This is a genomic window from Anoxybacillus pushchinoensis (assembly GCF_900111795.1).
GTDB lineage: Bacteria > Bacillota > Bacilli > Bacillales > Anoxybacillaceae > Anoxybacillus > Anoxybacillus pushchinoensis.
The window spans coordinates 15228-28026 of the sequence record NZ_FOJQ01000034.1 but is presented as its reverse complement, the minus strand read 5'-3'; the positions used below and the strand labels follow the sequence as shown (position 1 = coordinate 28026).

The window sequence follows — 12799 nt, the reverse complement described above, 5'->3', positions numbered from 1 at the left end:
TTTGTTTGTGTCTAACACAAAAACCATAGGGTTCTCCCCTTTCCTCTGCATAAAGCAGGTCATATTCTCCTCGACCATGTTATAGATGCTTGTTATGTGCAAGACACTAGCGCTACCCACCACGCTTGTTTAACCTTGCACGACAGAGGAACGGGCTGGAGAAGCACCCGAACGTGTCATGACATCTATAACGTAGGCTCTGTTTCAAGCCTTGGTCTGGTCAACATGGGGCTTACAAGCCCATGACTTTAGTCATTGGGTTGTTGACTTAAGTTCCCATTCATAAGATACAGCGGATAATGCATATAATGGCGCTGTCTCTGCCCGTAAAATACGTGGCCCAAGACTGCATGCGACGAATCCATGTTCTTTTAATAACGCCACCTCTTGTTCAGAGAGGCCTCCTTCTGGTCCAAAAACGATTAGGAGCGATTCCCCTTTATTCATCGTTTGAAGGAGGTGAGCAAATGCACGATGCCGCCCTTCTTTCGCCTCTTCTTCATACGCAATATATTTATAATTGATGTCGCGCGCCCATGCAATAAGTTCACGAATCGTCATCGGAGCACAAACAGATGGCATGTAAGCTCTGTGCGACTGTTCAGCCGCTTCTTTCACGATTTTTTGCCAACGTTCCACTTTTTTATCCCCTTTTTTCTCGTCCCATTTCACGATCGAACGAGAGGTGATAAGCGGAAGAAACCCTTTTGCTCCAAGTTCTGTTCCTTTTTGCAACACGAATTCATATTTGTCGCCCTTTAACAATCCGCTAGCGATATACGCATGCACAGGAAGTTCTACATTTGTCTCCATCCATTGTATAACACGACATCGAACAAAATCATTGGAAATTTGTTCGATTTCACAAAGCATCGTCTCACTTTTTTCATTACAACAAAGAAGGCGATCCCCTTCATTCATGCGCATGACTCGTCCAATGTGATGGACGTCATCGCCAGAAATGACGACATGATCGCCAACGACTTGCTCGTTACGTACAAAATATCGTTGCAATGCGAACACCCTTTTTCGTCATCATGTCAATCTATTGTTTTTTCGCAATAAACGCAACCCAGTCTTCCATCGTTAACGTTTCTTCAATTGTAAAGCCGGCGCGCAAAAGACCTTCTTTTACTTCTTGCTTTTTCGTTTGAATGATGCCCGATGTAATAAACATACCACCAGCACGCAATAAACGATACGCATCGTCAACAAAGCGAAGAATAATTTCAGCTAAAATGTTCGCCACGATGACATCGGCCTGTTCATCCATTCGATCAAGCAAATTGTTTTGTGAAACGGTAACGACATCGTGTACTTTATTCAGCTTTACGTTCAACTTCGCGCTTTCTACTGCAACCGGATCTAAATCGAGCGCATGCACACGTTCAGCCCCTAACATGGCTGCGGCAATGCTTAAAATGCCTGAACCTGTGCCGACATCGACGACCGTATCGCCTTTTTTCACCGTTTTTTCAAGCGCTTGAATACACATCACAGTTGTCGGGTGCGTCCCTGTACCGAACGCCATGCCCGGATCTAGCTCAATAATTAGTTCATCGCTCGAAACCGGTTCATACGTTTCCCACGTTGGTACGATCGTAAAGCGCTCAGAAATTTTGACAGGGTTATAATATTTTTTCCACGCTGTTGCCCACTCTTCTTCATTCACTTCGCTAATTGTAATTTTATTTCGTCCGATGTCAATGTTATATAACATTAAGTTGTTAATCGCCTGTTTAATTTCTTCAACTGTTTCACCTAAAAAACTATTTACTGGCAAATACGCCTTAATGATCACGCCTTCTTCGGGGTAATCGTCAGGATTGAGTTGGTAGATTTCCCCGTAAGTCGTTTCTCGTTCTTTCGTAAGTTCAAACGGATCTTCAATGACGACACCACCAGCACCTGCTTCATGTAAAATATTCGAAATTGCTTCGACCGCCTCATGTGTTGTATGAATGCTTATTTCTGACCATTTCATAATCTACCAACTCCTTCTTCACGTTACTCCCCTTTAAATGCTCGCTTCACTTTCGCAAAAAAGCTTTCCTCTTGACCGTGACCTTGACTCAATTGCTCAAATTCACGCAACAACTGTTTTTGGCGTTCCGTCAATTTTGTTGGCGTAACGACGCGCACGCGAATATGTTGGTCCCCTTTTCCATATCCATGCACATTCGGCACTCCTTTTCCTTTCAAACGGAATTTTGTACCTGTTTGCGTACCAGCTGGAATTTTCAGCTTCACTTTTCCATATAGCGTCGGCACTTCAATCTCTGCACCGAGCGCTGCTTGCGTGAACGTAATTGGCATTTCGCAATAAATATCATCGCCGTCACGTTCAAAAAACTCATGTGGTTCGACATGGAAGACGATATATAAATCTCCCGCTGGTCCACCATTAATACCCGGTTCACCTTGACCGGCTAGACGGAGCTGTTGACCATCATCGACACCAGCGGGAATTTTGACATGAATTTTTTTGCGTTTTTTCACACGACCTGTCCCGTGACACGTCGCACATTTTTCTTTAATAAAGTGTCCTGTGCCGCCGCAATGATGACAAGGGCGACGATTTACGATGCGACCAAACGGTGTCGCTTGTTCAATCGTTAGTTGCCCTGTACCGTGACAGTGCGTGCACGTTTCTTTTTTCGTTCCAGCTTTCGCCCCAGAACCATGGCACGTATCGCACGTTTCTTCACGTGGAATTTCAATATTTGTTTCCTTTCCAAAAACTGCTTCTTCAAACGTCAAACGCATCGTATATTGCAAATCTGCCCCTGCACGTGGCGCGTTCGGATCACGGCGACGACCGCCGCCAAAAAAGCTGCTGAAAATATCTTCAAAGCCGCCAAATCCACCAAAATCAAAATCAGCACCGCCAAACCCACCAAACTGCTGGTTCGGATCAGTATGGCCAAACTGATCGTAATGAGCGCGTTTTTGATCATCGCTTAGCACTTCGTATGCTTCTTTAATTTCTTTAAACTTTTCTGCTGCATCGGGCGCTTTGTTAATATCTGGATGATACTGTTTTGATAACTTCCGATATGCTTTTTTAATTTCTTCTTTTGTCGCATTTTTACTCACACCGAGCACTTCATAGTAGTCTCGTTTACTCATGATCACCCACTCCCGACTCGTTCACATGAACGTAATTTTATCATTGTCTGAACTCGTTGTGCAATATATTTGACGTCTCCATAGCAAAAAAGTCAAAGCCAAGGCAGGCCTGACTTTGACTTTTTTTGTTTGTTTACTTATCTTCTTTCACTTCTTCAAACTCTGCATCGACGACGTTATCATCTTTTTTGCCTTCGCTTTGTTGTGCTTGCGCTTGTTTTGCCGCTTGTTCATATAGCTTGACGGAAAGTTGTTGGACAACTTCTTGTAGCGCATTTTTCTTCGTGCGAATGTCTTCAATATCTTTTCCTTCAAGCGCTGCTTTTAATGCATCTTTTGCTTCTTGCGCTTTCTTCACATCCGCTTCGTCTACTTTTCCTTCTAGCTCTTTTAATGTTTTTTCCGTTGTGAAAATGAGATGGTCTGCTTCGTTGCGAAGTTCTACTTCTTCTTTTCGCTTCCGATCCGCTTCTGCGTTTTCTTCCGCTTCTTTAATCATGCGTTGAATTTCCTCTTCAGAAAGACCAGAAGAAGATTTAATTGTAATCGATTGTTCTTTATTTGTACCTAAATCTTTTGCCCGCACGTGTACAATACCGTTTGCGTCAATGTCAAACGTGACTTCAATTTGCGGCACGCCGCGTGGGGCTGGTGGAATATCTGTTAATTGGAAACGGCCGAGCGTCTTGTTATCGGCAGCCATCGGACGTTCACCTTGTAACACGTGGATGTCTACTGCAGTTTGATTGTCTGCCGCCGTTGTAAAAATTTGTGATTTGCTTGTCGGGATCGTCGTGTTGCGTTCAATTAATTTTGTAAAGACGCCACCCATTGTTTCAATACCGAGCGAAAGTGGTGTAACGTCTAATAAAACGATGTCTTTTACATCACCGGCGATAACGCCGCCTTGAATCGCTGCACCAATGGCAACGACTTCATCTGGGTTTACGCCTTTATGCGGCTCTTTTCCGATTTCTTTTTTAATCGCTTCTTGAACAGCTGGAATGCGCGTTGAACCACCGACAAGAATAACTTTATCGATGTCCGCAGGCGTCAATCCAGCGTCTTTTAGCGCTTGGCGAACAGGACCCATCGTACGTTCAACTAAGTGTGCGGATAATTCTTCAAATTTTGCGCGCGTTAACGTCATTTCTAAGTGAAGTGGACCGTTTTCGTTTGCGCTAATAAACGGCAATGAAATTTGCGTTTGCATCACGCCAGAAAGTTCTTTTTTCGCTTTTTCCGCTGCATCTTTTAAGCGCTGCAATGCCATTTTGTCTTTCGATAAATCGATGCCGTGTTCTTTTTTAAATTCTTCAACTAAATAGTCGATGATAACTTGGTCAAAATCGTCACCACCAAGATGGTTGTCACCAGCAGTAGCTTTTACTTCGAATACACCGTCACCTAGCTCAAGAATGGAGACGTCAAACGTACCGCCACCAAGGTCGTATACGAGAATCGTTTGATCTTCATCCATTTTATCTAATCCGTACGCTAATGCTGCCGCTGTCGGCTCGTTAATGATGCGCTCGACTTCTAAGCCTGCGATGCGGCCCGCATCTTTTGTCGCTTGACGTTGTGCATCGTTAAAATAAGCCGGAACAGTAATAACGGCACGTGTAACCGGTTCACCTAAATACGCTTCTGCGTATGATTTTAAGTATTGTAAAATCATCGCAGAAATTTGTTGTGGCGTATATTCTTTTCCTTCGATTTGCACTTTATAATCTGTACCCATATGTCGTTTAATTGAAATGATTGTATTTGGGTTTGTGATCGCTTGACGTTTTGCGACTTCACCAACTAAACGCTCACCGTTTTTAAACGCAACGACAGATGGTGTCGTGCGACCTCCCTCTGGGTTTGGAATAACTTTTGGTTCTCCACCCTCTAGCACAGCGACACAAGAGTTTGTCGTACCTAAGTCAATACCGATAATTTTGCTCATATACAGTCCCTCCTTATTGATTTACTTTGACCATTGCTGGACGAATGACACGATCTTTTAGTTTGTACCCTTTTTGAAACTCTTCAACGACCGTGTTCGGTTCATAGTTTTGATCATCCACTTGCATCACCGCTTGGTGCACATGCGGATCGAACGGTTTTCCAACCGATTCAATCACTTCGACCCCTTCTTTTTTGAGCGCCTCAATTAACGCGCGATATACCATTTCCATGCCTTGCAGTAACGATTTTGCTTTTTCATCTTCGACTTGCACTTGTAATGCGCGTTCAAAGTTATCTAAAATCGGCAACAAATCAGAAACTAAGCTTTGCGCGCGATATTTTTCAGCCGCTTCCATATCTAAACGCACACGGCGACGATAATTGTCAAAATCAGCATGTAAACGAAGGAAACGATTTTCTGTTTCTGCTAATTTCGCTTCTAATTGAGCGATTTTTTCATGCGCAAGCGATAACTCGTCTCGTTTCTCTTGCGTTTCTTCGCTTTGTACTTGCTCATCTTCTTTTTGTTCAGCTTGTACGTCTTCGTTTTGTTGTTCAATCGTTTCATCATATGTACGCTGTTCTTTCTCCATCTTTTCACCTCCCTCAAATACTTGAAAAGCGGATGGGGAAATTCCCCATCCATAATATTGACATTGCTAATCTTTTTGATACCACATCGTTAACGCCTTCGACAAATCCGTTGCAACAAGGTTTAGCAGCGAAATGACGCGCGAATATTCCATACGGGTTGGACCAAGCACAGCGATTGTGCCAAGTTTCTCTCCACCGACGGAATATGTCGCTGTAATTAAACTGCAGTTTTCCATCCCTTCGACATCGTTTTCGGTACCGATTTTCACCTGGATACCTTGTTGGTTATGCTTTCTTAGTAAACGATAAAACTCTTTTTCTTGTTCAATGATGTTAAATAAAGCACGAAGTTTATCGATGTCGCTAAATTCCGGCTGACGAAGCATGTTCATCTTTCCGCTTAAAAACATTTGTGCAGGCGCATTTAAATCTAAAGACGACGCAAGCATACGCAACATATAGTCGTAGTTTTCGATGTGTTCACGGAAAATGTGCGCAACTTCCGTTTGAATTTTATTTGTTAATTCGTCTAAAGGGACACCCGTCAACCGCTCGTTTAAAATGTTCACCATCTTCTCTACATCGGATGGCGCAATAGACGGAGGAAGCGTCACGACGTGCTTTTCAACATATCCTGTATCCGTTACAATAATCGCAACAGCCGTCTCCGCATTAAGCGGAATAATTTGGATCGTTTTTAGCTTATGTTCCTTCACTGAAGGACCAAGAACGACGGTCGTATAGTTCGTTAAATCAGATAAAATTTGCGCCGATTTTTGAATGAGTTTTTCTAATTCATATATTTGCTCATGAAAAATAGATTGAATCGTTTGAATATCTTCACTTGTTAGCCGAACAGGCGGCAGTAAGTGATCGACATAATAACGGTATCCTTTTTGAGACGGAACGCGACCAGACGAAATATGTGTTTTTTCAATAAACCCAAGTTCCTCTAAATCCGCCATTTCGTTGCGGATGGTGGCAGAGCTAAACGTAATATCCTCCTTCTTCGATAACGTCCGTGAACCAACAGGATGCCCTGAACGAATAAACTCATCAACAATCACTTTTAAAATTAACAATTGGCGATCTGTCAGCAATGCTCATCACCTCTGTTAGCACTCTAATAAAGCGAGTGCTAAATCTACTATTAAGGTATCAAATTGAGCTTGTCGTGTCAAGATGAAACGCCAAGAAACGATTGAAATACTTCATTGCCAAGCAATTTACCACGATGCGTAAGAAAGAGAGCTTCATCTGTTTCATCAAGTAATCCATTTCTTTTGTGCAACATAATGGCATCGGAAAAGACGTCATGGACTGTTTTTCCATAACGTTGTAAAAATTGTTGTTTATTTACCCCTTTCGTTTTTCGCAATCCAAGAAACATATGCTCTTCCATTTGCTCTTCTTTTGAAACGATATGTGTGTGCACATACGGAAGTTGACCTTGCTCAATGAGCTGAATATATTTTTTAATCGGCCCAGCGTTTACATATCTCACTCCGTTTACATAGCTATGCGCCCCTGCCCCGAATCCGTAGTAATGCTCGTTATTCCAATACGTCATATTGTGACGGCTAACCGCTCCTTTTTGTGCATAATTGCTTAGTTCATATTGGTTGTATCCATGCTTCTCCATCTGCTCCATGACCATCTCATACATATGAGCTTCTTCTTCTTGACTTGGCAGCGGCAACGCTCGTTTTTTCATCAAATTATAAAATACCGTTTTCGGCTCAATAATTAACGAGTAGGCAGAAACGTGTTGAATGGGTAATGAAAACGTTATGTGCAACGTTTCTTTCAGTTGATCGATTGTTTGTGTCGGTAATCCGTACATTAAATCGATATTTATATTATGAAAACCGAGTTCGTTCGCCCGTTCAATTGTTTCGATTGCCGTTTCCTTCGTATGTGTACGTCCAATGTGTCGTAGCAGTTCATTATCAAACGTTTGTACCCCGAAGCTAAGGCGATTGACTCCCCATTGCTTGAGCACATACAACTGTTCATCACTTACTCCATCTGGATTCGCCTCAATTGTCAACTCAACATCTGAAGCGATTGGGACAATGCGGTGAATAGCCCCTAATAGTCGATCGAGCTGTTTGGCGGTAAGCGAAGTCGGCGTTCCTCCCCCGATAAATACCGTTTGTAGTTGCGATGTCGGAACGCGCTCAAACGTCCGTTCCATTTCGACGATCAACGCATCTATATACGCATCGACCGGTTGTTGATGTAAAAATACTTTATTAAAATCACAGTAATGACAAATGTGCGTACAAAATGGAATGTGAATATAGGCAGCTTGAATCATCCGTTTCACCCTTTTCTATATAAAAAACCGCAGAAACATTCTGCGGTTTTATTTTTGGTCGTCCATCTTTAAAACAGCCATAAACGCTTCTTGTGGCACTTCCACCGAGCCCACTTGTTTCATGCGCTTTTTCCCTTCTTTTTGCTTCTCAAGCAACTTCCGCTTACGGGAAATATCGCCACCATAACATTTCGCTAATACGTTTTTACGGAGCGCTTTAATCGTTGAACGCGCAATGATTTTATTTCCAATGGCCGCTTGAACAGGCACTTCGAACTGTTGGCGCGGAATTAAATCTTTTAATTTCTCAACAATCACTTTTCCACGATCGTATGCTGAATCGCGATGAACGATGAACGATAAGGCGTCGACTTTTTCCCCATTTAATAAAATGTCCATTTTAACAAGTTTCGATGGTTTATAACCAATTAATTCATAGTCAAACGATGCGTACCCTTTTGTGCTCGATTTTAAAATATCGAAGAAATCATATACAATTTCTGCAAGCGGCAATTCGTACGTTAACGTCACACGTCGCTCGTCTAAATATTGCATATCACCAAAAATGCCGCGCTTCTTTTGACATAGTTCCATGACAGGTCCGACGTAATCGTTTGGCACCATAATGTTCGCGCGCACATACGGCTCTTCTACGCGATCAATTTTTTGCGGATCAGGCATGTTTGACGGGTTATCGACAGCTAATTCCGTTCCGTCCGTTAAATATACTTTATAAACAACGCTTGGCGCTGTTGCAATAATATCAATATTAAATTCGCGCTCTAAACGCTCTTGAATAATTTCCATATGCAAAAGCCCTAAAAAGCCGCATCGAAAACCGAAACCGAGCGCTTGCGACGTCTCCGGCTCAAACTGCAACGCTGCATCGTTTAACTGTAGCTTTTCTAGCGCCTCACGCAAATCGTTATAGCGCGCCGTATCGATTGGATATAAGCCGCAAAACACCATCGGGTTTAAACGACGATACCCTGGAAGCGGCTCGCTTGCTGGGTTGTCGGCATGCGTAATCGTATCCCCGACGCGCGTATCGCTTACGTTTTTAATCGATGCGGTTAAATATCCAACATCACCGACGGTCAACTCGTCAACGACTTTCGCTTTCGGCGTAAATACGCCCACTTCAACGACTTCAAACTCTTTTCCTGTCGCCATCATTTTAATTTTTTGACCTGCTTTTACTGTTCCTTCGACCACGCGAATGTATGCGACGACGCCGCGATACGGGTCGTACAACGAGTCGAAAATAAGTGCTTTAAGCGGTGCATCCGGGTCACCAGATGGAGCAGGAATTTTTTGAACGATTTGTTCTAAAATTTCGTCGATCCCGATACCGACTTTGGCTGATGCCAACACAGCTTCGGATGCGTCAAGACCGATGACATCTTCAATTTCTTGACGAACACGTTCAGGATCTGCACTTGGCAAGTCAATTTTATTAATGACTGGTAAAATTTCTAAATTGTTATCAATTGCTAAATATACGTTCGCTAACGTTTGAGCTTCAATGCCTTGGGCAGCATCAACGACTAAAATTGCCCCTTCACACGCCGCTAAACTGCGAGATACTTCGTACGTAAAGTCGACGTGCCCAGGCGTATCAATGAGATGTAAAATGTAGTCTTGTCCATCTTTCGCTTTGTAATGAAGCTGGACGGCGTTCAATTTAATCGTAATGCCACGCTCACGCTCTAACTCCATCGAGTCGAGCGCTTGATCTTTCATCTCGCGATCAGATAGCGCACCCGTCTTTTCAAGAATGCGGTCGGCAAGGGTAGACTTGCCGTGGTCGATATGTGCAATAATGGAAAAGTTGCGAATACGATCCCTTCTTTTTAATCTTTCTTCACGATTCATCTATGTTCCACTCCTATAATTTCCGAAATACGCTAGCTTTGATTATAGCAACAACGTTCACAATATTCAACGTAAAAAAGAAAAGGCGGATCGTTATCCGGCCTTTTGTGTAAATGAAAGCATATGTTCGACGAGCGAATGAACGAAAGTGGCAAGCTGTTGTCCTACCTTCGAAAACACGTTAAACGTTTCGATTTGTTGTAGTTTTTCTTTTTTTTGTTCAAGCGATTGTCCGAGCACAATCGTTTCATCTTTTGACACATGTACAACGCGTTCAAGCGACGGATCGTTATACCCTTTCATTTTTCGCATTCCTTCATTCGCTTGTTGCATGCCGAGCAACACGCCAACTAAAAAAATGACGGTGATGAGTAAACTTTGAATTGTAAACTTCACCATCGTACTCACCTACTTTTTTTCTGCTTGTTGCGGCGCATTCACTTTTTCTGCTTGCCAATAATATTCACTAAATACATCGGCAACAGCGGCCGCTGTTCGATACAACTCTGGAAACGTATTATCGACACCACCAAATTCAATTAAAATGGCGTTTTCGGATAAATCTTGATTAAACTTTCCGTTCGTGCCAACACCTTTTTTCTCAAACGTTCCACGGCTCAACCCAGGATATTTTTTTTCAAGTAACTCATGTAATTTCGTGACAAGCTGCAAGTTTTTTTCATATTTCGCGTTTTCTCCACCGATAATAAATGACACCCTCGCATAGTCGACACCGTTGATTGTTACAGTCGTATCATTGCGGCGACGGGAATCGCGATGAATATCAATTAAATATTGAACATCCCGATTGTTCGCCATCGCTTCAACAACCGTTTTGCGCGACATCTCATACGCCTTATGATATGGCATGTTATTTGTTAACAACTGACTTATAAAGTCGGTCGTATCAACAACTGTACCGATGCCGCGCTTTTCCAATTCCTCCCCGATCTTTTTTCCCACTCTTGTCACATTTACTGTCGGATGGTGGGCGAAGTTTGGATTTGTCACCCCTTTTAATGCTGGCAAATACGATTCTTGTGTATGCGTATGGTATATATAGACAACCTTCCTTCCTCCTGTCGTTTGCGAAGGAGCAGGAGCTGGCGGAGTTTCTTCCTCTTGAAGCTGTTCTTGTGCAGCTTCGCGCTCTGCAAGCAACACTTCTAGAGGAGGCGGGGATTCGTACGGAATGTTTGTAAAGTTCGTTCCTTCACCCGCCAAAATAATTTCGCTATCGTACAACGAAAAGCCGGGAAGCTCCCGTCCAAGTAAACTGCGCGGATCGTTAAAGTTTACGCTCGTCGTCATTTCGAAAAAATATGTCGAATAAGGTAACTGTCGTTTTTCTTTCGGCAACGTTTGACGGAAATACACATTTTCGGACGAAAGCAAATGCACGAGTGATTCTGTTGAAAAACGGTGTGCAACTTCATGCACGGAAGAAGAAGAAAGACGATATGTTGATGTCGCTGTCATCGTAGCGACAACGGTAATTGTTCCTATAAACAAAAACAAAATAAATATGATCCATTTTTTTATACTCGCCCCATCAACCGTTACCATCATATCCATTTCACCCTTTCAAAGCTTGTCTACTCTATCATTATGACAACGCTTTGAAAGATAGAACGAAAAACTAATGCGTATATGCCCCAACATTTTCTTGATCAATGCGATCGTGTAAAGCTGCATTTAAACCGCTAGCTAATATGTTCGCCATCTCCTCGATAAATAAGTCGACTTCTTTTGGGGTGACCATTAAATTATGACCGATCGGGGCAAGCACTTCGTAAATTAAGCGCCGCTTTTCTTCCTCCTGAAGCATGCCAACCATTCCTAAAAAAGTAGAACGATCTGCTTCGCTCGGTAAATCTTCTTCCGTTAACCTTTTTTTCTTTCCGAACACGAGACTAGCTGGGGCAAGAGCACGAGCTGCCCGATTTCCTTCTTTCATCTCCCGTCCGAGATGTTTTAAAAGCAAATCGATCGTATCGCTCGCAATCGATACCGCATCGACAACAGTCGGTACACCAATCGCAATAACAGGAATGCCTAACGTTTGTTTACTAAGTTCTTTTCGTTTGTTTCCAACTCCTGAACCTGGATGAATACCGGTATCTGAAATTTGAATAGTGGCGTTTACTCGTTCAATTGAACGTGCAGCTAGCGCGTCAATTGCAATAATGAAATCAGGTTTCGTTTTTTCTACAATGCCTGCAATAATATCGCTCGTTTCAATTCCTGTCATCCCCATGACCCCGGGAGCGAGCGCACTAACAGACCGAAAGCCGTCTTGAACATGTTCTGGTTGTAGCTGAAATAAATGACGCGTCACAACTAAATTGGATACAGCAAGCGGCCCGAGCGCATCAGGTGTTACTTCTGCATTCCCCAATCCAACGACTAAACAACTCGCTTCTTTCGGAATGCCAAGTTGTTGTAAAAACGAATAAAAATGTTTAGCGAACAGTTTTTCTACTTTTTGCTGCAAATCTGTATCTTGCGTTCGAATACCTTGCGCTTCAATCGTTAAATATTTCCCAGCCTTTTTTCCTAACGTTTTTTCTCCTTCTTCCGTTACTTCCACAAATGAAAAGTGGATGCCATCTTCTTCCCAATCGCGAATATATACTCCTTCGAGCGATGTTTGTTGCTCATTTTGTAACCGTTCTTCAATCGCTATTTCGTGCGCTTCAATCGCCAAGTCCGTTCGAACACTATATGGTCGCAAATCGATCATACTGTTTCCTCCATGTTTTTTTATCATTTGTTTTATCCATTTCTCTCCTTTTTCATACAATCGCACTTTTCCGGCTTTGCCCTATTGCATAATTAAGAGCAGTTTGGTAGAATATCACTTGTTCTTATTGTTCATCGAACTGTCGCGTATTGAACGTATATATTTGCGATCGGTTAACGGAGGTG

11 protein-coding genes are annotated in these 12799 nt (G+C 42.7%); all 11 read right to left on the bottom strand.

Going from position 1 to position 12799, the window contains the following annotated elements; genetic code table 11:
* Positions 1 to 252: 252 nt before the first annotated feature.
* The 11 genes from BM213_RS09910 to gpr all read right to left on the bottom strand — a co-directional run bounded on the left by BM213_RS09910 (position 253) and on the right by gpr (position 12614).
* On the bottom strand, positions 253 to 1014 hold the full coding sequence (locus BM213_RS09910) for a 16S rRNA (uracil(1498)-N(3))-methyltransferase (RefSeq protein WP_167357402.1): 762 nt from the start codon (positions 1012 to 1014) through the stop codon (positions 253 to 255).
* A 31-nt stretch (positions 1015 to 1045) separates the two neighbouring features.
* Positions 1046 to 1984: a 50S ribosomal protein L11 methyltransferase gene (gene prmA / locus BM213_RS09905; RefSeq protein WP_003393894.1), complete on the bottom strand. Its 939-nt coding sequence runs from the start codon at positions 1982 to 1984 to the stop codon at positions 1046 to 1048.
* Between the two features lie 23 nt (positions 1985 to 2007).
* Entirely contained in the window at positions 2008 to 3129 is a 1122-nt protein-coding gene (gene dnaJ / locus BM213_RS09900) for a molecular chaperone DnaJ (protein WP_091703612.1), read from the bottom strand.
* A gap of 133 nt (positions 3130 to 3262) precedes the next feature.
* Positions 3263 to 5080 carry a molecular chaperone DnaK gene (gene dnaK, locus BM213_RS09895; protein WP_091703609.1) on the bottom strand — a complete coding sequence of 606 codons (1818 nt, stop codon included), beginning with the start codon at positions 5078 to 5080 and terminating at the stop codon, positions 3263 to 3265.
* Positions 5081 to 5093: 13 nt separating this feature from the next.
* Positions 5094 to 5675, bottom strand: a complete 582-nt coding sequence (gene grpE / locus BM213_RS09890) for a nucleotide exchange factor GrpE (protein WP_091703606.1) — start codon at positions 5673 to 5675, stop codon at positions 5094 to 5096.
* Positions 5676 to 5741: 66 nt separating this feature from the next.
* Complete coding sequence (gene hrcA, locus BM213_RS09885) at positions 5742 to 6776, bottom strand: heat-inducible transcriptional repressor HrcA (RefSeq protein ID WP_091703604.1); 1035 nt, start codon at positions 6774 to 6776, stop codon at positions 5742 to 5744.
* A gap of 77 nt (positions 6777 to 6853) precedes the next feature.
* Positions 6854 to 7996 carry a radical SAM family heme chaperone HemW gene (gene hemW, locus BM213_RS09880; protein ID WP_167357401.1) on the bottom strand — a complete coding sequence of 381 codons (1143 nt, stop codon included), beginning with the start codon at positions 7994 to 7996 and terminating at the stop codon, positions 6854 to 6856.
* A gap of 48 nt (positions 7997 to 8044) precedes the next feature.
* On the bottom strand, positions 8045 to 9871 hold the full coding sequence (gene lepA / locus BM213_RS09875; protein ID WP_091703599.1) for a translation elongation factor 4: 1827 nt from the start codon (positions 9869 to 9871) through the stop codon (positions 8045 to 8047).
* 93 nt (positions 9872 to 9964) lie between these two features.
* Entirely contained in the window at positions 9965 to 10270 is a 306-nt protein-coding gene (locus tag BM213_RS09870; RefSeq protein WP_091703595.1) for a YqxA family protein, read from the bottom strand.
* 9 nt (positions 10271 to 10279) lie between these two features.
* A complete protein-coding gene (gene spoIIP, locus BM213_RS09865) occupies positions 10280 to 11446 on the bottom strand; it encodes a stage II sporulation protein P (protein ID WP_091703592.1) in 1167 nt (388 codons plus the stop codon).
* 64 nt (positions 11447 to 11510) lie between these two features.
* Positions 11511 to 12614, bottom strand: coding sequence for a GPR endopeptidase (gene gpr, locus BM213_RS09860; RefSeq protein WP_091703590.1), 1104 nt, complete (start codon positions 12612 to 12614; stop codon positions 11511 to 11513).
* Positions 12615 to 12799: the final 185 nt, after the last annotated feature.